This is a genomic window from Azospirillum humicireducens, from assembly GCF_001639105.2.
Taxonomy (GTDB): Bacteria; Pseudomonadota; Alphaproteobacteria; order Azospirillales; family Azospirillaceae; genus Azospirillum; species Azospirillum humicireducens.
Map to the genome: position 1 here is coordinate 570759 of NZ_CP028906.1, position 20832 is coordinate 591590.

A 20832-nucleotide genomic window follows, 5' to 3' on the forward strand; every position below is an offset into this window, starting at 1 on the left:
CCGGTGTCGCTGACGGTTTCGGTTGCCCAGTTTAGCGATCATTCGCCGGTTTGCAGCAACGCTCCGCGCACCCGCGCCTGGCGGAAGGCGTAGAGGAACACCGCAATGCCGGCCGCCATGTAGAGCGCGTTCAGCCCGACCGCCCAGGCCAGATGGTCCCAGCGCAGGGCACCCTCGAACACCAGCGCCCGCATGCCCTCGAACACATGGGCCGACGGCAGGGCCAGCGCCACCGGTTGCAGCCAGGCCGGCAGCACCGAGACCGGGTAATAGACGGCGCTGACCGGGGCCAGCATGAAGACGACGATCCAGGCCAGCCCCTCCGCCCCCATGCCGTAGCGCAGGATCAGCGCCACGATCAGCAGCCCCAGCGACCAGCCCAGCACGATCAGGTTGGCGAAGAAAGCGGCCAGCGGCAGGCCCAGCGCGAAGACCGAATAGCCGAAGAAGGGGATCGCCAGCGCCGCCGCCGGCAGCACGCCGATCAGGGTGCGCAGCAGGCTCATGGTCATCAGCGCCGTCACCCATTCGCCGGGGCGCAAGGGGCTGACGAACAGATGGCCCAGGTTGCGCGACCACATCTCCTCCAGGAAGGAGATGGAAACGCCGAGCTGGCCGCGGAACAGAACGTCCCACAGCAGCACGGCGCTGACCAGCACGCCGGCCCCCTGCGCCACCCAGCCGCTGCCGCCGCCGCTGGATGAGGCCATGAACTGGTTGATGTAGCCCCACAGGATCATCTGCATGGTCGGCCAATAGGCCAGCTCCAGGATGCGCGGCCAGGACCCGCGCAGCAGATACCAGTAGCGCAGGACCATGGCGCCGACCCGGCGCAGCGAGAAGTCGGCCCGCGGGATCGGCGGGGAAGCGGTCGCGTCATTCGGCGGCATCGGCGGCCTCCCCGGCCAGGAGCGTTGCGCCGTCGGACGCGCGGGCGATGTCCAGGAACACCTCCTCCAGCGTCTGGCGGCCATAGCGGGCGAGCAGGGCGGACGGGGCGCCGCGGTCGACGATCCGCCCCTGCCGCATCATCAGCACGCCGTCGCACAGCCGCTCCACCTCCAGCATGTTGTGGGAGGCGAGCAGGATGGTGGCGCCGGTGCGGGCGCGGTAGCGCTCCAGATATGTGCGGATCCAGTCGGCGGTGTCGGGGTCGAGCGATGCGGTCGGCTCGTCCAGCAGCAGAAGCTCCGGATCGTTCAGCAGCGCCTTGGCCAGCGCCACGCGGGTTTTCTGCCCCGCCGACAGCCCGCCGGAGGGGCGATCGAGAAAACGCGTCAGGTCAAGATGCTCGGACAATTCCCGGACGCGCTTTTTGACGCATGTCAAACCGTAGAGGTGGGCATAGACGGTAAGGTTCTCCCGCACCGTCAGCCGATGGGGCAGCTCGACGTAAGGGGAGGAGAAGTTCATGCGCGGAAGCACGGCATGCCGATGGCGCGCCATGTCGACGCCCAGGATCTCCACCGTCCCGGCCGTCGGCAGCAGCAGCCCCAGCAGCATCGAGATGGTCGTCGTCTTGCCCGCGCCGTTGCCGCCCAGAAGGCCGGTCACGCTGCCGCGCGGTACGGTGAAGTCGATGGCGTCGACCGCCGTCACCTCCCCGCCGCCGGGCGTGGGGAAGCGCTTGGTCAACCCAACCACCCGGATCGCGGGCGGATGCTGTGGAATGGTTCGCTCGGTCATGGGCACACAATATGGCGGCAGGAGCCGCAACCGCCAGGGGCATGCGGACAACGGGCATGCGGGCCAGGGGTATGGATCATGGTGACGCTCGCCAGCGTATTTCCCGTCCCGGTTCCGGCCGCCGCACCGGCGCAATGGGCGCAGCCCGACGGCCGCATCACGCTGCGCACGCTGATCCTGATCCGCTGGGTCGCGGTGATCGGGCAGCTGGCGGCGGTCGGATTCGTCAGCCTGGGGCTGGGCTTCCCGCTGCCGCTGGGGCCGGTCCTGGCCGCCATCAGCGCGTCGGCCCTGCTGAATGTGGTGGCGATGGCGCAGCAGGGCGGCCGGCTGCGGCTGGCCGACCGCGACGCCGCGCTGTATCTCAGCTACGACATGCTGCAGCTGACGCTGCTGCTCTATCTGACCGGCGGCCTGAGCAACCCCTTCGCCATCCTGCTGCTGGCGCCGATGACGGTGGGTGCCGCCATCCTGTCGCGCTACAGCACGGTGCTGCTGACCGGGCTGAATCTGATCTGCCTGACCGCGCTCGCCCTCTGGCACTTCCCGCTGCCGTGGGAGGAGCCGGTGCGCTCCATGGCGCCGCTCTATGCCTTCGGCGTTTGGCTGTCGCTGTCGGTGTCGTCGGTCTTCATCGCCGGCTATGTCTTCCGCGTTGCCGCCGAGGCGCGGCGCTTCGCCGACGCGCTTGCCGCCTCGCAGGTGGCGCTTGCCCGCGAACAGCGTCTCGGTGCCCTGGGTGCGCTCGCCGCCGCTGCCGCGCATGAGCTGGGCTCGCCGCTGGGAACCATTGCCGTGGTGGCGAAGGAGCTGGCGCGCGACCTGCCGCCCGACAGCCCCTATGGCGAGGATGTCGAGCTTCTGCAGAGTCAGGTGATGCGCTGCCGCGAAATCCTCGCCGATCTGGCGCGCAAGCCCGAGGCCGACGGCGGCGATCCGTTCGAACGGCTGCCGCTGACCACGCTGATCGAGGCCGCTGCGGCGCCGCACCGGCTGGGCCACATCGACTTCGTCGTGGAGCCGCATCCGGTCGGCGACGCGGAGGAGCCCTTCCTGCGCCGCAGCCCGGAGATCATCCATGGCATCGGCAACTTCATCCAGAACGCCCACCAGTTCGCCCGCCACAAGGTGACGGTCGCCGCCGCCTGGGACGGCCGCGGCATCACCATCACCGTGATGGACGACGGTCCGGGCTTTCCGTCCCACCTGCTGGGCCGCATCGGCGAACCGTACCTGTCGGTGCGGGGCGAACGCTCCGGCCACAAGGGGCAGACGGGCGGCGGGCATATGGGCCTGGGCATCTTCATCGCGCAGACGCTGCTGGAAAAGACCGGCGCGACGGTGCGCTACACCAACAACCCGCCGGCCGGCACCCCGCCCGCTGACCAGGCCGCCCGCGGGCATTCCACTCTGGGCGGAACGGGTGCGCGGATTTCCGTGCGCTGGAAGACCATCAACGCCAAGAAATGAGGTTTCACGGTGGACACCCTCAAAACAACCGATGACATGCTGTCGGGCGATGCCGTCAAACTGACATTCACTGGCGATGTCACCCGCAGCCTCTTGATCGTCGACGACGACGCCCCCTTCCGCACACGGCTGGCCCGTGCCATGGAGAAGCGCGGCTTCAACGTCGTCGCGGTCGATTGCGTGCAGCTCGGCATCGAGGTGGCGCAGGAATCCGCACCAGCCTTCGCGGTGGTCGACCTGCGGCTGGCCGACGGCAACGGGCTGGACGTGGTGTCCGCCCTGCGCGACGCCCGCCCCGACGCCCGCGTCGTCATGCTGACCGGCTATGGCAACATCGCCACCGCCGTCGCGGCGGTGAAGGCCGGCGCGGTCGATTACCTGCCCAAGCCCGCCGACGCCGACGCCGTCGAGTCGGCCCTGCTGGCCGACGGCCGTCCGCTGCCCCAGCCGCCGGAGAACCCGATGTCGGCCGACCGCGTGCGGTGGGAGCATATCCAGCGCGTCTTCGAACAGTGCGACCGCAACGTCTCGGAGACCGCGCGCCGCCTGAAGATGCATCGCCGCACCCTGCAGCGCATCCTGAACAAGCACGCCCCGCGCGCCTGAGCGCCGCGAAGGTCCGGGAGAACATGCGAACGGCCCGCCATGTTTGGCGGGCCGTTCGCATGTCCGGCGGGTGCGCCCGTCAGGCGGTGCGGTCCTCCGTGCGGCAGGTCTTGATGCCCAGCAGCGTGTAGGCCGGGCAGAAGCCGACGACCGCCGTCAGCAGCGGCACCAGCCCGACCAGTCCCCACAGGGTCTGAGGCCCGACGACGGTCAGCGAGATCAGGATCAGCCCGACGATGGCGCGCAGCGCGCGATCAACCGGGCCCATATTGCGGCAATTCATGGCGGCACCTGCCCTTTCAGACAATGATGCCTCCGGTGTATGCCCGGTGCCGCTTTCGGTCTGTGACGGAGTCACACTGCCGGAGATCAATGAATGAGTGCCGGTTCTGCTCAGGAAAGCGGTTTGGAGTCCGACTGTCCCGGAACCATCCAGTCTTCCAGCATTTCGATCATTCTGCGCTCGACCCGCAGCAAGGTTTCCCGTGCATGCAGGTCATGGCTTTCACGGCTGAGATTGCGGATTTGTCGGATGACGCAAGCGGTCGCAGTTGCCTGACGGTGCGGCATGATGGATTTCTCCGACTAAAGACCGACTAAATCCTATGCCATTCACCAGATAAACGGTATCAGTATTTATGCGTATGGTGTGGTGATCGTATGTCATAAGTCATAGTTTGTCGATCGACTCAAATCCAGCAGGGCCGCCGCATCGAGCACCTGGATGCGGCCCCGCGACAGCGCCACGAAACCGCGGCGCTCGAACTCCTTCAACTGGCGGCTCACCACTTCGCGCACGGTTCCCAGTTCCACCGCCAGCGTCTGATGCGTGATGTCCAGCCCGCCGGCACCATCGCGGCGGTCCGCCAGGAAGCGGGCGAGGCGCAGATCGACGCGTCCGAAGGCGACCTCCTCGATCAGCATCATCATGCCAGTCAGCCGGTTGCCGAAGGAGGCGAAGACGAAGTCGCGGAAGGCGGCGGAGCGGGCCACCAGATCGTGAAATGGGCCGGCCGCCACCGCCACCGCGTCGATGTCGGTTTCGGCAACCGCCTCGGCGCTGTAGGGATTGTCGGTCAGCAGGCAAGCGGTGGTGACGATGCAGGTCTCGCCGCGGGAGACGCGGTACAGAACGATCTCCCGCCCGGTTTCCGACGCCATCTGCACCCGGACGGTGCCATCCAGCACCATCATGAAGGTGTGACACCGGTCGCCGGCACGGAACAGCACGGTTCCGCGCGGAACGTTCACCCGCCGGCCGGCGTTGCCAAGAAAGGCGGCCTGGTCCGGTTCGAGCCCTGCCAGCCTGGGGAAGAGCGTGGGGATCAGCGCGGCCCAGCCTGCCCGTTCGCCCGCCCGTTCGTTCGTCATGGACCCTGTCCTTCCGAGTACCCCCCATTATCCTCCGCCCCGTCCCTGCGGTCCATACCGCAGCGCAACAGGGTCAGGAAGGCTACCCACTGCGCGCCCATTGCTCGCCGCATGCACTGGATGGCCGATGCAACGGCTGGACTAACACTGCGTTTCAGCCAATCGGACGAACCGCCGAGCCTGCCCGCCGGACAGCAGCCGCTGTCCGAAGAGGCGGATCGGACAATCGGACGGTCCTATGGCCGCGCATTCGGTCGTTACGCGAGGAGGACCCCTTGGCCACCCAGGAACTTCAGGAACAACCCCGACGCAATAACCCTGAGTCTCGGCGGGGTCCAGGTTCCGTCTCCCCCGGTATCTCCTACGATCTGTCGGCCAGCGCCGCCAGCGCGGTGCGCCGGACCACCGGGCTGCTGCGGCGGCACAAGCTGCTGATCGGCACGGTGATCGTGGTCGGCACCGGACTGGCGGTGCTTGCCGCGTTCCGGATGACGCCGCTCTACACGGCCGAGACCCTGATCATGGTCGAGCACCGCAAGAACACCGTCCTCAATTTCGAAGGCGTGGTCTCCGACATGACGCCCGACATCAGCGCCCTGCAGAGCGAGGTCGCGATCCTGAAGTCGCCGGCCTTCGCCGAGAAGGTGGTGGCGAAACTCAAGCTGATGAACGATCCGGAATTCAACGCCTCGCTGCGGCCGCCGCCGCCGGGATGGGTGGCGGCGCTGAACCCGCGCAACTGGATTCCCGACAGCTGGAAGCAGACCGGCGCCGTGCCGCTGTCGCCCGAGGAGATCGAGCGCAACCATCTGACCTCGGTGGTCAACGAGGTGCTCGACAACACGTCGGTCCGGCCGCAGGGACGCTCCTACGTCATCGCCGTCAGCTTCGACAGCGAGGACCCGCGCAAGGCCTCGCTGATCGCCAACACCATGGCCGACCTCTATCTGGTCGATCAGCTCGACGAGAAGTTCAAGGCGTCCAAGCGCGCCACCCAATGGCTGGAGGAACGGCTGGCCGACCTGCGGCGGGAAGCGCAGACAACCGGCGACGCGGTGGAGAAGTACCGGACCCAGCATGGCCTGACCACCTCGTCGGTCAATGAAAGCACCGTGGTCGGCCAGCAGCTGAGCCAGCTGAACGCCGACTATATCCTGGCCCGCACCAAGCGGCAGGAGGCCGAGACCAAGCTGCGCGACGTCACCGCGATGGCCAATTCGCCGCGCGGCGCCTCTGCGGTCGGCGACGTGCTGGGATCCCCGCTGATCCAGGCGCTCCGCGAGCGCGAGGTCGATCTGCAGCGGCAGATCGCCGACGCCACCAACCGCTACGGCAACAGGCACCCGATGCTGCAGGCCCTGCAGAGCCAGCTGCGCGACCTGCAAGGCCAGATCAAGTCCGATGTCGGCAAGATCGTCTCCAACCTCAGCAACGAGGTGGAACTGGCGAAGGGCCGCGAGCAAGGGCTGAAGGCCAGCCTGGATCAGGCCGAGGCCAAGCAGAACGAACAGCAGCAGGCGACCGTCGGCCTGCGCACCCTGGAACGCGACGCCACCACCGCGCAGGCGATGTACGAGTCGCTGCTGACCCGCTCGCAGCAGATCGCGGCACAGACCGACATGCGCCAGCCCGATGCCCGCGTGGTGTCGGAGGCGTCGATCCCGCTCGACCCGTCGCAACCCAACCGCAAGCTGATCGTGCTGCTGGCGCTGGTGGCGTCGGGCACGCTGGGCGTGCTTCTTGCCATGCTGCGCGAACGGGCCGACGGCGGTTTCCGCAGCCCGCACCAGTTCGAGCTGGCGACCGGCGTGCGCAGCCTGGGCATCGTGCCGCGCATTCCGCGCTTCGGCGGGTCGCCCGCCAGCTATGTGGTCGACAAGCCGGTCTCCGCCTTTGCGGAATCGATGCAGAACCTGCGCACCTCGCTGCTGCTGGCCAATCCGGACGGGCGGCACCGGGTGATCCTGTTCAGCTCGTCGGTTCCGGGCGAGGGCAAGAGCTCGGTCGCCGCGGCCTTCGCCCGCACCTGCGCGAACGCCGGCCAGCGGACGATCCTGGTCGACTGCGACCTCCGGCGGAAGTGCCTGCACGAGATGCTGGGCATGGCCAACACCCTTGGCCTGTCGGAGGTGCTGGCCGGCACCGCGGCGCTGGAGGACGCGATCCAGGTCGATCCGCGCACCGGCCTGCACGTCATCTCCGCCGGCCATGGCAGGTCGCTGCCGCAGGATGCCCTGGGCTCGTCCGGCATGCACCAGCTGCTGTCGCGCCTGTCCGTCAATTACGACCGCGTGGTGCTGGATTCGCCGCCGGTCCTGGCGGTGTCGGAGGGCAAGCTGCTGGCGGCTCTCGCCGACCAGACCGTCTTCATCGTCCGCTGGGGCCTGACCAAGCGCGGCACCGCCATGGCCGGCCTGAAGGAAGTGGTCGAGGCCGGCGGCGAGGTGGTGGGCGTCCTGTTCAGTCAGGTCGATACCCGGCGCCATGCCCAGTACGAGTTCCCCGACAGCGGCCGGTATCACGGCTACCGCCGCTACTACGCGAACTGAGGAACGCCCCCTCTCCCGCAATCGGACCGCCCCTCGGCCGGTCGAAGGCCGGTCCGATCGGCCGACCGAGAGCGGGAGAGGCCGTTCCGCCTTGCGTCTCGAAAAGTGTTTCCACCACAAAAGAGCCTGTGAATGTCCGCTGGCCACCGCATCTTCCGGAACATCCGCGCCCTTGCCGCCGCGAAGGCGGCGACGATGGCGAGCGGGCTGGTCACCGCCGCCTGGACCGCGCGGGTGCTGGGGCCGGACAGCTTCGGCGTTCTGGGGTTCGGCACGTCGCTCATGGCCTATGCGGCCCTGTTCGTGAACATGGGGCTGTCCACCTACGCCATCCGCGAGATCGCGCGCGACCGCGATCGGAACGACCATCGCGACCGGGCAGCGGAACTGTCGGAGCATGTGCTGACGCTGCGCACCGTGCTGGCCCTGGTCGTGGGGGCCGTCTACGCAGTCTTCATCCTGTCGCTGGACAAGCCGATGGAGGTGAAGGCGGTTCTTCTGGTGCAGGCGGTCCAGTTGCTCGGGAACGCCCTGGTGCTCGACTTTGTTTACCAGGCGACGGAGAAGATGGGGGTGATCGCCACGCGGGAGATCGGGACCTCGATCGGCTCCATGCTTCTCGTCTTCCTCCTGGTGCGTGGCCCTGAGGACGCCATCACCGCGGCCGCCATCACCGGCGGATCCATCACCGTCAACGCGCTGATCATGATCGGCCGTTTCCGCCGCGATTTCGGCAGGCTGCGTCCGAGGATCGATCTGACAGTGTGGCGCGAGATCCTGACGGCGGCGGCGCCGATGGCGGTCGGCGTCTTCGCCTGGGCGATCTTCACCCATCTCGACGTGGTGATGCTGGGCTTCCTGGCTCCGCACACCGAGGTCGGCTGGTACAGCGCGGCGGTGAAGATCCAGACCCTGGCCAATCTGGTCGGCAACATCGTCATGAACGCCTTCCTGCCGCAGCTGGCCGCTTCCTATGGCGAGATCGGGCCGATGCGCGACCGGATGCGGGCCTATGCCGGGGTCATGCTGGCGGTCGGCGGGCTGGTCATCGCCGGTGGCTTCGCCCTGGCGCCGTCCATCCTCGGCACGCTGTTCGGCGACGCCTACGCCCCGGCGACGCTGGCGCTGCGGCTGCTGATGCTGGCCTCGGCGGTGGTCTACGCCAACATGATCCTGGGCAATCCGCTGCTCGTGTGGCACCGGCAGACCGGCTACATGGTCGCCATGCTGTCGGGCGGCGCGCTGAACGCCCTGCTGAACATCTGGTGGATCCCCCGCTACGGCATCGAGGGCGCGGCGATGGCAACCTTCACCGCGGAACTGGCCGCCACCGTCGCCATCGCCTGGATCCATCGTCGGGCGGTCGGCGAACTGTATGCCGGTATCGCCGCGCGGGCGATGCTGTGCGCCGGTGCCGCCATTGCGACGGCCTTCGCCCTGGCCCATGTCGGCGCTCCGTTCTTCGACCGCATGCCGGCGCTGGTGCATTTCGCCGCCGGCAGCGCGGCAATGGTCGCGGTCTATGCGCTGGTGTCGGTCCTGACCGGTCTGGTGCGCCCGAAGAGGCTGCGCCGGCTGACCAGCGCCACGGCATGAGGGAGGGGGGCGTGACGGTCCGGTTGTCCGCTCCGGCGATCGAACCCGACAAGTTTGCAATGCCGGCCTTCGCTTTTCGGACGCTGGAATGGAAAGTGCCTATTGCACCACTTTCGAACGTCTCTGTTGGTGCCTCCAAGCATTCATTCGCGCGCGGCGGGGGTTAGTACCATTAATACGGCTGTGATCTGCAATCATGGTCTTTTCATCTGATGGCGATTTCTGAAACACTTCGCGCTGCACAACGCCGGTAACGAGGTACTTCATCGTCACGGCGAAGTCACAACAAGAAAACAATTTCGAATTTCGAGGTTTCTCCGTCTGCATCCTTGGAGACAGGGCAGGGCAGTCGGGGCGTCTCCAAACTCCAAGGCCCCGCCGCCGGTGGCGGGGGCTCAGCAAACGGCAGGAGCGACGATGCTTCCCAAGACTTTTTCCGATCGTAACGTCTGCGTCCTCGGGCTCGGCTATGTCGGCCTGACGCTGGCGGTGGCGATGGCGGACGCCGGCTTCCAGGTGCATGGAGTCGAGGTGCGGCAGGACGTGCTCGACAAGCTCGGCCAGGGCAACCCGCATTTCCACGAGCCGGGCCTGACGGAGAAGCTGCGCCACGTCATCGCACGCGGCCGCTTCACCTTCAGCCGCAACCAGCAGGATTGCAGCAAGGCCAGCGTCTTCATCATCACGGTCGGTACGCCGCTCGGCAAGGACGGCCGGGTCCGCACCGACATGATCGAGGCGGCGACCCGTCAGGTCGCCAGCTGCCTGCATGACGGCGATCTGGTCATCCTGCGCTCCACCGTGAAGCTGGGCACCACCCGCAACATCGTGGCGCCGATCCTGCGCGCCACCGGCAAGCAGTTCGACATCGCCTTCTGCCCGGAACGCACGCTGGAAGGGCAGGCGCTGCTGGAGCTGAACCAGCTGCCGCAGATCATCGGGGCGGAGAGCCTGGACGTCGCCACCCGCGCGGCGCAGATCTTCGGCATCCTGACGCCGACCACCGTCAAGGTCTCCACCCTGGAGACGGCGGAGCTGATCAAGCTGGTCGACAACACCTACCGCGACGTCACCTTCGCCTTCTCCAACGAGATCGCCAAGCTGTGCAACGCCATGGAGATCTCGGCGGTCGAGGTGGCGCGCGCCGGCAAGCTGGGCTATCCGCGCACCAACCTGCCGCTGCCCGGCCCGGTCGGCGGTCCCTGCCTGGAGAAGGACCCCCACATCCTGATCGAGGCGGCGCGCGAGGTCGGTGTCGAGATGGCGATCACCGCCGCCGGCCGTCTGGTCAACGAAAGCCAGCCGGTCGAGGTCGCCGATTTCCTCGGCAAGCTCGCCAATTCGATGCAGGGCTTCCCGCAGGTGCCGACCATCAGCCTGATGGGCCTCGCCTTCAAGGGCCGTCCGGCGACCGACGATCTGCGCGGCACCATGGCCAAGCCGGTGCTGGAGGAGCTGCGCCAGCGCTTCCCCACCGCCCGCCTGCGCGGCTTCGACGCGGTGGTGCGGCCCGACGACATCCGCTCCTTCGGGCTGGAGCCGGCGGCCAACATGGCCGAGGCGGTGTCCGGCGCCAATCTGGCGGTGATCCTGAACAACCACCCGGTCTTCACCTCGATGCCGCTGCCGGATCTGGCCCAGCGGATGGACCGTCCGGGCGTGATCTACGACTTCTGGAACAACTTCAACAGCCGCGATGTCGATCTGCCGGACGGCACCGCCTACGTGGCGCTCGGCAGCCATGGCGCAGCCCGCTACGCGCATGTGGCCTGACGGAATCCGGGCCTGAAGAGGAATCGAACCGACATGAAACATTATCTCGTCACCGGCGGCAGCGGCTTCATCGGCGCCGCCCTGGTCCAGCGTCTGGTCCGTGACGGCCATCGCGTCCGCGTGCTGGACGACAACTCGCGCGGGCATACCGGGCGGCTGGCCGGCGTGCTGGACGACGTGGAGTTCGTCCAGGGCGACATCCGCGACGCCGACGCCGTGCGCGGGGCGGTGCGGGGGGTCGACGGCGTGCTGCATCTGGCCGCCGTCAACGGCACCAGGCATTTCTACGAGAAGCCGGAGGTGGTGCTGGACGTCGGCGTGCGCGGCATCCTGAACGTGCTGGACGCCTGCCGCGCCGACGGCGTGGGGGATCTGGTCGTCGCCTCCTCCTCGGAGGCCTACCAGACCCCGCCGATGGTGCCGACGCCGGAGGATGTGCCGCTGGTGGTGCCGGACGTGCTGAACGCCCGCTACAGCTATGGCGGCTCCAAGCTGATCTCGGAACTGCTGGCGGTCAATTGGGGCCGCAGCGGCTTCGACCGCGTGGCGATCTTCCGTCCGCACAACGTCTATGGCGCCGACATGGGCTGGGAGCATGTGGTGCCGGAATTCTCCCGCCGCGCGGTGGAGGCCATCGCCGGCCATCCGAACGGGCCGGTGCCCTTCCAGATCCAGGGCGACGGCCGCCAGACCCGCGCCTTCGTCCACATCGACGACGCCATCGACGGCATCGTGACGGTGGTCGACAAGGGCGAGCATCTCGGCATCTACCATGTCGGCAACCCGGAGGAGGTCACCATCGCCGACCTCGCCCGCCAGACGGTCGCCTGCCTCGGCCGCGAGGCCCAGGTGATGCCCGGTCCTGCGGCTCCCGGCGGCACCGACCGCCGCAGCCCCGACATCGCCAGGCTGACCGCACTGGGCTTCACCCCGCGCATCCCGCTCTCCGCCGGCCTGCCGGGCGTGGTGGAGTGGTATGCCGAGCGCGCACGGGCGGATCTGGGGCGCATAGGGCAGGCGGCGGAGTAGGGGGGGCGTTAGACCCCTCCAGTTCTCTGCCCCCTCCCTAACCCTCCCCCTCTTCGAGGNAGGAGACGGCCCGCATGGACCGCAACAGCCGTATCTTCGTCGCCGGCCACCGGGGACTCGTCGGGTCCGCCATTCTGCGGCGGCTGACCGAGGCCGGGCACACCGACCTCGTGATCCGCGACCGGTCGCAGCTCGACCTGACCGACCAGGCGGCGGTGCGCGCCTTCTTCGACCGCGAGGGGATCGAGCATGTGATCCTGGCCGCGGCGAAGGTGGGCGGCATCCTCGCCAACGACCGCTTCGGCGGCGACTTCATCCGCGACAACCTGCTGATCCAGTCCAACGTCATCGACGCCGCATGGCGCGCCGGCGTGAAGAAGCTCCTCTTCCTCGGCTCCTCCTGCCTCTACCCGAAGCATGCGGAACAGCCGATCAAGGAGGAGGCGCTGCTGTCCGGCCCGATGGAGCCGAGCAACAAGCCCTACGCCGTCGCCAAGATCGCCGGCATCACCATGTGCCAGGCCTACCGGCGCCAGTACGGTTTCAACGCCATCTGCGCCATGCCGTCCAACCTTTACGGCCCCGGCGACCATTTCGATCCCGAAACCTCCCACGCGCTGCCCGGCATGATCCGCCGCTTCCATGACGCCAAGCTGGCCGGCGACCAGACCGTCACGCTGTGGGGCACCGGCACGCCTCGGCGCGAGTTCCTCTATGTCGACGACATGGCGGATGCCTGCCTGCATCTGATGGACCGGTACGAGAGCGAGGAGATCATCAATGTCGGCCCCGGCGACGACATCGCCATCGCCGATCTCGCAGCATTGATCCGCGACACCGTCGGCTACACCGGCACGCTGACCCACGATCTGAGCAAGCCCGACGGCCACCCGCGCAAGCTGATGGACGTGTCGCGCCTGTTCGCCACCGGCTGGCGCCCCAAGGTGTCGCTGCAGGAGGGGCTGCGCCGCACCTACGACTGGTTCCTGGAGAACGCCGCTCCGAACCGTCGCCAAGCTTCCAAGCAGGCTGCGGAGTAAAGCCCCGATGCCGGACGATTCCATCCATCTGCGGGAGCCGGTCACCGACCGGCCAGCCTCCAAGGCCTCTCCCAGCTCGCTTTCCCTGTCGGACGTGCCCGTGCCGGAGGAGCTGCTGCTGGTGGCGCAGAGCTATTGGCCGGAGCCGGCCGGCAGCGCGCCGATGATGACCGACCTCGCGACCGCCTTCGCGGCGGCCGGGGCGGAGACGACCGTGCTGACCGCGCGGCCCAACTATCCCGGCAACACGGTCTATGACGGCTATGCCGACGGGTCGCAGGACAGCAGGACGGTGGACGGGGTGCTGATCGAGCGCCTGCCCACCATCCCGCCGGCCGGCGGCGGCATGAAGGCCCGCCTGATCCACGAGGGCGTGCTGCATGCCGGCTTCGCCGCCGCACTCGCCCGCGGCCGGGTCGGGCGGCACCACGCGGTGCTGTCGCTCTGCCCGTCGATCCTGTCGGTGGCCGTCGCCGACCGCCTGACCACGCCGGGCGGCCGCCATGTCGCCATCGTCCACGACATCCAGTCCGGCCTTGCCGGCGCGCTCGGCATGGGCGGCAAGGCGGCGGTCAGGGCGATCCGCGCCATGGAGCGCACGGCGCTGAACCGCGCCGATGCCATCGTCGTCCTGTCGGAGCCGATGCGCGGCGTGCTGGAGGAGCTGGGCGTCACCAAGCCGATCCATGTGATCCCGCCCCATGTCGATGCCGACGCCGTCCACCCGCTGCCGCGCCCCGACCAGCCGCCGACGGCGCTCTACAGCGGCGCCTTCGCCCGCAAGCAGGGGCTGGAGCAGGTGCTGGACATGGCCGGCCATCTCGCGGAGCTGATGCCGCAGGCCCGCATCAAGATGCGCGGGCAGGGTGGCCTTGAGGAGGAGCTCAAGTCGCGCGCCCGCACCATGGGGCTCGGCAACGTGATCTTCCAGCCGCTGGCGCCCAAGGACCAGCTCAACGAGGCGATGGCGGAGGGCGACGTCCATCTCGTGCCCCAGCGGCCCGAGGGCGCGGCCTTCGCCATGCCCGGCAAGGCGGTGACCATCCTCGCCGCCGGCCGGCCCTTCGTCAGCACCTGCCTGCCGGGGTCGGCGCTTGCCACGCTGGAGGCGCAGGTCGGCGCCTTCCTGTGCACCCCGCCGGAGGAGCCGCGCGCGATGGCGGAGGCGGTGGCGGCGCTGCTGTCCGACCCTGCCCGCGCCACCGCGATGGGACGCCGCGGCCGTGCCTGGGTGGAGGCCAATGCCACCCGCGCGGTGGCGCTCGACCGCTACGCCCGCCTTCTGTTGGGAGAGGCAGCATGAAGAAGCCCGTGCTGGTCTTCAGTTGGGAGATGTTCGGCCCCTACCACATGGACCGGCTGGAGGCCGTCGGCCACCGGCTGGGCCATGTCTATGACGTGGTCGGGCTGGAGGTCGGGTCGAAATCGCATACCTACGCCTGGGATTCGACCGGAACCGGGCAGAATTTCCGCAAGATCACCCTGTTCCCCGGCCAATCGAAGGCCGACCTGTCGAAGGCCGCGGTCTACCGCGCCCTGCTGCGCGAATGCCGGCGCGCCGACGCGCGTTTCGTCTTCCTGTGCCATTACGAGGATCCGGACGTCTTCGCGCTTGCCCTGACCATGCGGTTGATGGGGCGCAAGGTCATCAACATGAACGCGTCCAAGTATGACGACAAGCCGCGCATCCTGTGGCGGGAGATGGTCAAGAGCGTCTTCTACTCCCCCTATCAGGCGGGGATCGGCGGAAGCCACCGCACGGTGGATTACTTCCGTCTGCTGGGACTTCCGAAGGACCGGCTCTACATCGGGTACGACACGCTGTCGTTGGACCGCATCCGCCGACTGTCCGGGATGGAGCCGGCCCCTGGCGGAGTACCCTTCGCCGACCGCCACTTCACCATCATCGCGCGCTTCGTCCCGAAGAAGAACTTGTTCCGGGCGGTCGAAGCCTACGACATTTACCGGCGGCTGGCCGGTCCCGCCGCCCGACCGCTCCACCTCTGCGGATCCGGTCCGCTGGAGCCGGACCTGCGGGCCGAGGTGACGCGGCGCGGGCTGGACGGATCGATCGTCTTCCGCGGTTTCCTGCAGGAGAAGGGGATCGCGGAAACGCTGGGGTCCACGCTGTGCCTGCTGCTGCCGTCCTTGGAGGAGCAGTTCGGCCTGGTGGTGAACGAGGCATTGGCCATGGGGGTTCCGACCATCCTGTCCGACCAGTGCGGCGCCCGCGACGTGCTGATCCGCAGCGGGCTGAACGGCCACATCGTGGAGCCGGACAACCCCGAGGGGCTGGCGCGCTACATGCTGTCGGTCGCGGGAGACGAGGAGGAATGGCGCCGCCTGAGCCTGAACGGGCGGCCCTTCCAGGCCTTGGCCGATGCCAGCTTCTTCGCCCGGTCGGTGGAGAAGGCCGTGGTGGCGCTGGGCGGCCCGAAGGCGGAGCGCAGCGCGGACAGGGACTATGTGTCCGACTATTCCGCCGACCCGGAGGGTGGCCAGCATGGCCGGTCCGCCGGAGCGGCCCTGACCGGGAGTTGACGATGGAACGGAACGCGCGCACCCATGTGGTCGTCTCCGGGCGCCTGCCGCCGCCGGTGGATGGGATGAGCCGGGTGACGGCCCTGGTGCTGGAGCGTCTGCAGGACCGCATGCGGGGGCGCAGCCGCGTGGAGGTCGCCGACCTGTCGCCCGGTTGGAACGGCGGCGGCGCCCTCTATCATCTCCGCAAGATGACGCGGGTGTTCGGCGCCATGGGCCGGCTCACCGCCGGAGTGGGGAAGGCCGACCGGCGCTTCTACATGCCGGTCGATTCCGGCTGGGGGGCGCTCTATACCGCCGCGCTCGCCGGCACCGCGCGCCTGTTCGGCTATGAGCGTGTGCTGCACCATCATTCCTTCGCCACCATCAGCAAACCGACATGGCGGATGCGGCTGCTGACCAGGGTCGCCGGGACGGACTGCACCCATGTGCTGCTGTGCCCGGCGATGCAGCTGCGCTTCCAGTCGATCTATCCGGCGGCGCGCAGCTGCATGACCATGTCCAACGCCATCTTCTCCACCCCCGACGCCGCCCCGCGTCCGCGGCGCGACGGTCCCCTCCGCATCGGCCATCTGTCGAACCTGTGCAGCGAGAAGGGGCTGGACACGCTGTTCGCGCTGCTGCGCGCCCTGCAACTGGACGGGGTGGACGCGAAGCTGGTGCTGGCCGGTCCGGGGCTGAAGCCGAAGGACAATGCGATGATCGCCGCCGGGCTGATGGCCTTCGACGGGGCGGTCGAGTATCACGGCCCGGTCCATGGCGAGGCCAAGGATGCCTTCTACCGCGACATCGATGTCTTCGTCTTCCCGACCCGCTACCGGAACGAGGCTCAGCCGCTGGTCCTGTTCGAGGCGATGGCGGCCGGTGTGCCGGTGCTGGCCTATGAGCGCGGCTGCATCGGCTCCGACATCCCGGCCGACGGGCTGGTGCCGCAGAATGCCGATTTCGTGAAGGCGGCGCTGCCGATCCTGGCGGCCTGGGCCGACGACCGCGAGGCGCTCGCCGCCGCGTCCGCCCAGACGCTGACCCGCGCGCGGGTCGCCTACGAGACCAGCCGCATCGGCCTGGACCTGCTGCTGGACCGCATCGCCGGACCGCATCCCGCGACCGCCGCCGCTGCCGTGCCGGCCAAGCGCCGCGTGGCGGGGTAGGGCGCGAAGCAGGGTGGGGGCGCTACGCCCCGCCCCCCAGCGGCAGCGCCGTCTCGAACTTGATTTCCTTCAGGGCGAAGTTGGAGCGGATGCGGACCTGGAAGGGCAGCTGAAAGACGAACTCCTCCAGAAAACGGTTGTAGTCGGCGATGGCCCGCACCGCGACCCGCAGCAGATAGTCGGCGTCGCCCGACACCGCATAGCATTCCAGAACCTCCGGCCTTTTGCGCACCGTGTCGATGAAGATGGCGGCGGTCTCCGCGGAATGGCGGTCCAGAGTGACATGGGCGAAGACGCATTCGCCGACCGACGCCGCCTTGGGATCGACCAGCGCCGTGTAGCGGCGGATCACCCCGGTTTCCTCCAGCGACTTCAGACGGCGCCAGCAGGATGACGGCGAGGTGCCGACCCGGTCGGCCAGTTCCTGCACCGTCAGGCGCGAGTCCTCCTGCAGGGCGATCAGGATTTTGACGTCGATTTCCGATAGAGCGGCGGGCACCGGTTAAACTCTCCGATATAAAATGTCATTTCGAAAAATCCTGCCAAGATCATAGGTGTGCCCGCCCCACTTTGAAAGCTCTTTCCACGGACAATCCGGCATGCTGATCGCAGAGCAATCAAAGGGAGAGGCGATCATGGCCGACATGTGGGAAAACCCGATGAAGACCGATGGGTTCGAGTTCATCGAATTCACCGCGCCGGACACCGTGGCGCTGGGTCGCCTGTTCGAGCAGCTGGGTTTCTCGGCAATCGCCCGCCACCGGTCCAAGGACGTGACGCTCTACCGGCAGGGCGACGTGAACTTCATCGTCAATGCCGAGCCGTCGGGCTTCCCGCGCAATTTCGCCGCCCAGCACGGCCCGTCGATCTGCGCCATCGCCTTCCGCGTCGCCGACGCCGCCTTCGCCTACCGCCGCGCCGTCGACCTCGGCGCCTGGGGCGTCGAGAACCGGGTCGGCGCGATGGAGCTGAACATTCCTGCCATCAAGGGCATCGGCGATTCACTGATCTACCTCGTCGACCGCTATGCCGACCGCGGCAACATCTATGAGGTCGATTTCGTGCCGTTGCCGGGGGTGGACCAGCATCCGCAGGGCGCCGGCCTGACCTACATCGACCATCTGACCCACAACGTCCACACCGGGCGGATGGAGGAGTGGGCCGAGTTCTACACCCGCCTGTTCGGCTTCCGCGAAATCCGTTACTTCGACATCGAGGGCAAGCTGACCGGCCTGCGCTCGAAGGCGATGACCAGCCCCTGCGGCAAGATCCGCATCCCGATCAACGAATCCGCCGACAACAAGTCGCAGATCGTCGAATATCTGCGCGACTACAAGGGCGAAGGCATCCAGCACGTCGCGCTGGGCACCAATGACATCGTCCACACCGTGGAGACGATGCGCGGCCTGGGCACTCCCTTCCAGGACACGCCCGACACCTATTATGAGGGCATCGACGCCCGCATTCCCGGCCACAACCAGGATCTGGAGCGCCTGCGCGCCAACCGCATCCTGGTCGACGGCGCGCCGACCGAGGGCCAGGGCCTGCTGTTGCAGATCTTCACCCAGACCGTCATCGGCCCGATCTTCTTCGAGATCATCCAGCGCATCGGCAACGAGGGCTTCGGCGAGGGCAACTTCAAGGCGCTGTTCGAATCCATCGAACTCGACCAGATTCGCCGCGGCGTGCTGAGCGAGGATGCGGCCTGACCCCCAGCCAATTCCACAGGCAGATTCCGAATGCCGTCCGGTCGTGAGAGCGGGCGGCGTTCGTGCGTTCTGGAAAGCGGGTTTAAGACCAATATTTCCATAATTCAACTTATGTGTTTTACATGGATGTAATCTTGATGTTGTTCCTGCATTATTAATTGATTTCCTTTGAACGCAAATGACTCAAAAGGAGTCATTTGCGTTATAACGCTCTTTAAAAGCGTGAGCTATAATTAAAAAGCACGCATTAGGAGTATTTTCGAACCGTTCATTCTGCCGGAGGGTGTCATGCCAAGCAAAGGGGTCGATTATTATTTCTTTGTTAATAATCCTTCAGCATCAATTGCCGCAACAGAGTATGACAATCTGAAGAATTCTCAGACTTGGAGCAAGTCTTTCACGGCCAGCCCCAACTTTCAGACCGGCAATGTGCAAGTCAATTATTCCTTCGCATTCACGGGCATCGATGGAAGTTTTGGATGGCAAACAGTCGGCACTGCTCCTGGTTTCAGCGGGCTTGCAGTCATTGACCCAATCACGGGAAACATGGATGGCGGAAACCTGTCCACAATGATGGCCACGCCGTCGCTGAGCGCTCCCGGCTTCGCCCTTTCTTATGGTTTCTACGATTCCGGGCCCGGCTTCGGCGATCTGACCAACCAGGACCAAGCCTACGCATATCTGACGCCGCCGGTTTTCAATTGGATGGGCCAGCTGGTGACGGCCAATCCAGCCGCCGCCGATCAGCCTTTCAGCAGCTTCTGCCTGCCCGGCGCCCATGATGCCGGAACCTTCGATCTGACATGCGTACGGAACCTGCTTGCCAACAGCAATGCGGCAAGCGCTCTCCTTTCCATTCTCGGATCGGCGGCGTTCGGTGTAGTCGTCAAACTCGCCGCAAGCCAGGCGCTGACAGCGATCACCAATCTGGCGGTTACGCAGAAGGACAACGTTATTTCCATGCTCAACATGGGGTGCCGTTACTTCGACTTCCGTCCGGGTTATCTGCCGCCTCAGATTCGGCCCTTCGACGGCGGCATCTACCATGAGCATACCGTGATCCCCGGTTATCCGTTCGCCAGCTTTCTCAACGACGTCCTGAATTGGCTCGCCGCCAATCCATCGGAGATCGTTGTTGTGTCGGCCAACAACCAGGGTTTCTACGACCCGTCGATGACGCCTGACGAGGCGACCCTTGCCGGTATTCTGTCCTCGGCGCAGCAATCGACACAGTCGAAGATCGCCATCGGCGACGCCGGCGATCTGTCCAGTACCTACGGCACCCTGATTGCTGCCAACAAGCGCCTGATCTTCTTGAATCAGATCTCGAACTGGATGCAGGCTGCCAAATACGACTCCTATAACGACGATTCCTATGCGACGACCCAGCCCGGCAACATCATTGCCGCCCTGTCCGCGATGACCGCCGCCGGCCAGAGCGGAAGCAATTATACCGTGCTTCAGCTTCAAGGTACGGCGACCTCCACCGGTGCCGCAGTGGTTACATCCTGTGCCCTGTCGCAAAGCAATGCCTCGTCTCCGCTGATGTCGACCAAGGCCTTTTTCGACAGCGCCACCTATCCGTGGCTGTTGGCGAATGTGAACAAGAACCTGTTGAAGAACCAACTGGTCGTGTTCCTCAACGACTTCGTCGACAACGCCCTGGCGCAGACAGCGTCAGCCATCACGCTTCAGCGCATGGGGCTGTCAGCCTGATCTCCACCGCCCGTCCCGTCCCCGCCAAGCGGTGAGGGGAAACCACACCCCTCATTCCGGATGGGTATGGGCGTCGAAGCGCTCGCGGTCGGTCTTGTCGCTCATGAAGATGGCGAAGGGACGCAGGGCGTCGGCGTGGTTCAGTGTGATGGCGATCAGCACCGCCATCGGGGCGGCCAGCAAGGTGCCGGCCGCCCCCCACAGCCAGCTCCACAGCAGAAGCGCGATCACCACCAGGGGCGAGAAATGACAAGCTGCACGCGGTCGATGCGTCCGCCGTCGGCGGCCCTGCCCTCTCCGTTGCCGCCCAGTCCGCCGTTCAGTCCGCCGTCCATGCCGTCCGTCCCCCTGCCGATGCGCCGCAGGGACGCCCAAGCTAGACGCGGAAACAGGGAGTCCGGTTCCATTCTTTAAGCGCGATATCCGGACGACGCTCACAACCTTCATTCACAAGTCGGGACGCCCAAAAACGGTAAAGCATCCTTCATTCATAAGGCTTCCATCAAATAGAAACCCTCAAGCCCGAGGCAACCTGGTAAAATTTGCCGATCAATTTCTGCCAGACCGCCATGGATGGCGGAGTTCCATTTCCCAC

At 66.8% G+C, this 20832-nt stretch carries 19 protein-coding genes; 12 read left to right on the forward strand and 7 right to left on the reverse strand.

Annotated features, from left to right (window positions below):
- Window positions 1-38: 38 nt before the first annotated feature.
- Together A6A40_RS27095 and A6A40_RS27100 are read right to left on the reverse strand one after the other, a co-directional pair.
- On the reverse strand, window positions 39-890 hold the full coding sequence (locus A6A40_RS27095; protein ID WP_108548912.1) for an ABC transporter permease: 852 nt from the start codon (window positions 888-890) through the stop codon (window positions 39-41).
- Window positions 877-1686, reverse strand: a complete 810-nt coding sequence (locus tag A6A40_RS27100) for an ABC transporter ATP-binding protein (protein ID WP_108548913.1) — start codon at window positions 1684-1686, stop codon at window positions 877-879. Before A6A40_RS27100 ends, A6A40_RS27095 begins: the two co-directional genes overlap by 14 nt.
- 78 nt (window positions 1687-1764) lie before the next feature.
- Here A6A40_RS27100 and A6A40_RS27105 point away from each other — a divergent pair, with 78 nt between their 5' ends.
- On the forward strand, window positions 1765-3156 hold the full coding sequence (locus A6A40_RS27105) for an ActS/PrrB/RegB family redox-sensitive histidine kinase (protein WP_108548914.1): 1392 nt from the start codon (window positions 1765-1767) through the stop codon (window positions 3154-3156).
- A gap of 36 nt (window positions 3157-3192) precedes the next feature.
- Window positions 3193-3762, forward strand: a complete 570-nt coding sequence (locus tag A6A40_RS27110) for an ActR/PrrA/RegA family redox response regulator transcription factor (RefSeq protein ID WP_108548915.1) — start codon at window positions 3193-3195, stop codon at window positions 3760-3762.
- A gap of 79 nt (window positions 3763-3841) precedes the next feature.
- On the opposite strand, the gene A6A40_RS27115 is transcribed toward A6A40_RS27110, so the two are convergent.
- The 3 genes from A6A40_RS27115 to A6A40_RS27120 all read right to left on the reverse strand — a co-directional run bounded on the left by A6A40_RS27115 (window position 3842) and on the right by A6A40_RS27120 (window position 5133).
- Window positions 3842-4030 carry a YgaP family membrane protein gene (locus tag A6A40_RS27115; RefSeq protein WP_236784074.1) on the reverse strand — a complete coding sequence of 63 codons (189 nt, stop codon included), beginning with the start codon at window positions 4028-4030 and terminating at the stop codon, window positions 3842-3844.
- A 125-nt stretch (window positions 4031-4155) separates the two neighbouring features.
- The gene (locus tag A6A40_RS30840) at window positions 4156-4332 is read right to left on the reverse strand and encodes a hypothetical protein (protein ID WP_158279380.1); all 177 of its coding nucleotides are present in this window, start codon (window positions 4330-4332) and stop codon (window positions 4156-4158) included.
- 93 nt (window positions 4333-4425) lie between these two features.
- The gene (locus tag A6A40_RS27120; RefSeq protein ID WP_108548916.1) at window positions 4426-5133 is read right to left on the reverse strand and encodes a Crp/Fnr family transcriptional regulator; all 708 of its coding nucleotides are present in this window, start codon (window positions 5131-5133) and stop codon (window positions 4426-4428) included.
- Between the two features lie 392 nt (window positions 5134-5525).
- On the opposite strand from A6A40_RS27120, the gene A6A40_RS27125 reads away from it, so the two are divergent.
- The 8 genes from A6A40_RS27125 (at window position 5526) to A6A40_RS27160 (ending at window position 16812) form a co-directional block, all read left to right on the forward strand.
- Complete coding sequence (locus tag A6A40_RS27125; RefSeq protein ID WP_236784075.1) at window positions 5526-7682, forward strand: GumC family protein; 2157 nt, start codon at window positions 5526-5528, stop codon at window positions 7680-7682.
- Between the two features lie 132 nt (window positions 7683-7814).
- Window positions 7815-9278 (forward strand): flippase, encoded by a 1464-nt coding sequence (locus tag A6A40_RS27130; protein ID WP_108548918.1) that lies wholly within the window; start codon window positions 7815-7817, stop codon window positions 9276-9278.
- A gap of 417 nt (window positions 9279-9695) precedes the next feature.
- The gene (locus A6A40_RS27135; RefSeq protein WP_108548919.1) at window positions 9696-11051 is read left to right on the forward strand and encodes a nucleotide sugar dehydrogenase; all 1356 of its coding nucleotides are present in this window, start codon (window positions 9696-9698) and stop codon (window positions 11049-11051) included.
- A gap of 33 nt (window positions 11052-11084) precedes the next feature.
- Window positions 11085-12080: an NAD-dependent epimerase/dehydratase family protein gene (locus tag A6A40_RS27140; protein ID WP_108548920.1), complete on the forward strand. Its 996-nt coding sequence runs from the start codon at window positions 11085-11087 to the stop codon at window positions 12078-12080.
- 74 nt (window positions 12081-12154) lie between these two features.
- Complete coding sequence (locus A6A40_RS27145; RefSeq protein WP_108548921.1) at window positions 12155-13120, forward strand: GDP-L-fucose synthase family protein; 966 nt, start codon at window positions 12155-12157, stop codon at window positions 13118-13120.
- A 7-nt stretch (window positions 13121-13127) separates the two neighbouring features.
- Window positions 13128-14423, forward strand: coding sequence for a glycosyltransferase family 4 protein (locus tag A6A40_RS27150; RefSeq protein WP_108548922.1), 1296 nt, complete (start codon window positions 13128-13130; stop codon window positions 14421-14423).
- Window positions 14420-15661: a glycosyltransferase family 4 protein gene (locus A6A40_RS27155; RefSeq protein WP_108548923.1), complete on the forward strand. Its 1242-nt coding sequence runs from the start codon at window positions 14420-14422 to the stop codon at window positions 15659-15661. The genes A6A40_RS27150 and A6A40_RS27155 overlap by 4 nt, the downstream gene beginning before the upstream one ends.
- Window positions 15662-15663: 2 nt before the next feature.
- Window positions 15664-16812 (forward strand): glycosyltransferase family 4 protein, encoded by a 1149-nt coding sequence (locus A6A40_RS27160; RefSeq protein WP_108548924.1) that lies wholly within the window; start codon window positions 15664-15666, stop codon window positions 16810-16812.
- Window positions 16813-16834: 22 nt separating this feature from the next.
- On the opposite strand, the gene A6A40_RS27165 is transcribed toward A6A40_RS27160, so the two are convergent.
- Window positions 16835-17311: an Lrp/AsnC family transcriptional regulator gene (locus A6A40_RS27165; RefSeq protein ID WP_108548925.1), complete on the reverse strand. Its 477-nt coding sequence runs from the start codon at window positions 17309-17311 to the stop codon at window positions 16835-16837.
- A gap of 136 nt (window positions 17312-17447) precedes the next feature.
- On the opposite strand from A6A40_RS27165, the gene hppD reads away from it, so the two are divergent.
- On the forward strand, window positions 17448-18521 hold the full coding sequence (hppD, locus tag A6A40_RS27170) for a 4-hydroxyphenylpyruvate dioxygenase (protein ID WP_108549006.1): 1074 nt from the start codon (window positions 17448-17450) through the stop codon (window positions 18519-18521).
- 288 nt (window positions 18522-18809) lie between these two features.
- A complete protein-coding gene (locus A6A40_RS27175) occupies window positions 18810-20237 on the forward strand; it encodes a PI-PLC domain-containing protein (RefSeq protein ID WP_146191654.1) in 1428 nt (475 codons plus the stop codon).
- 51 nt (window positions 20238-20288) lie between these two features.
- Here the strand turns inward: A6A40_RS27175 and A6A40_RS27180 are convergent, their stop codons facing one another.
- On the reverse strand, window positions 20289-20471 hold the full coding sequence (locus tag A6A40_RS27180) for a hypothetical protein (protein WP_236784076.1): 183 nt from the start codon (window positions 20469-20471) through the stop codon (window positions 20289-20291).
- Window positions 20472-20832: the final 361 nt, after the last annotated feature.

What these genes read in the sequence shown, in the direction of transcription:
- A6A40_RS27155 (WP_108548923.1), top strand. Translation starts at nt 14,420, where the DNA reads ATGAAGAAGCCCGTGCTGGTCTTCAGTTGGGAGATGTTCGGCCCCTAC.
- A6A40_RS27160 (WP_108548924.1), top strand. Translation starts at nt 15,664, where the DNA reads ATGGAACGGAACGCGCGCACCCATGTGGTCGTCTCCGGGCGCCTGCCG.
- A6A40_RS27105 (WP_108548914.1), top strand. Translation starts at nt 1,765, where the DNA reads ATGGTGACGCTCGCCAGCGTATTTCCCGTCCCGGTTCCGGCCGCCGCA.
- A6A40_RS27175 (WP_146191654.1), top strand. Translation starts at nt 18,810, where the DNA reads ATGCCAAGCAAAGGGGTCGATTATTATTTCTTTGTTAATAATCCTTCA.
- A6A40_RS27130 (WP_108548918.1), top strand. Translation starts at nt 7,815, where the DNA reads ATGTCCGCTGGCCACCGCATCTTCCGGAACATCCGCGCCCTTGCCGCC.
- A6A40_RS27110 (WP_108548915.1), top strand. Translation starts at nt 3,193, where the DNA reads ATGCTGTCGGGCGATGCCGTCAAACTGACATTCACTGGCGATGTCACC.
- A6A40_RS27115 (WP_236784074.1), bottom strand. Translation starts at nt 4,030, where the DNA reads ATGGGCCCGGTTGATCGCGCGCTGCGCGCCATCGTCGGGCTGATCCTG.
- A6A40_RS27140 (WP_108548920.1), top strand. Translation starts at nt 11,085, where the DNA reads ATGAAACATTATCTCGTCACCGGCGGCAGCGGCTTCATCGGCGCCGCC.
- A6A40_RS30840 (WP_158279380.1), bottom strand. Translation starts at nt 4,332, where the DNA reads ATGCCGCACCGTCAGGCAACTGCGACCGCTTGCGTCATCCGACAAATC.
- A6A40_RS27095 (WP_108548912.1), bottom strand. Translation starts at nt 890, where the DNA reads ATGCCGCCGAATGACGCGACCGCTTCCCCGCCGATCCCGCGGGCCGAC.
- A6A40_RS27100 (WP_108548913.1), bottom strand. Translation starts at nt 1,686, where the DNA reads ATGACCGAGCGAACCATTCCACAGCATCCGCCCGCGATCCGGGTGGTT.
- A6A40_RS27150 (WP_108548922.1), top strand. Translation starts at nt 13,128, where the DNA reads ATGCCGGACGATTCCATCCATCTGCGGGAGCCGGTCACCGACCGGCCA.
- A6A40_RS27145 (WP_108548921.1), top strand. Translation starts at nt 12,155, where the DNA reads ATGGACCGCAACAGCCGTATCTTCGTCGCCGGCCACCGGGGACTCGTC.
- A6A40_RS27120 (WP_108548916.1), bottom strand. Translation starts at nt 5,133, where the DNA reads ATGACGAACGAACGGGCGGGCGAACGGGCAGGCTGGGCCGCGCTGATC.
- A6A40_RS27135 (WP_108548919.1), top strand. Translation starts at nt 9,696, where the DNA reads ATGCTTCCCAAGACTTTTTCCGATCGTAACGTCTGCGTCCTCGGGCTC.
- hppD (WP_108549006.1), top strand. Translation starts at nt 17,448, where the DNA reads ATGGCCGACATGTGGGAAAACCCGATGAAGACCGATGGGTTCGAGTTC.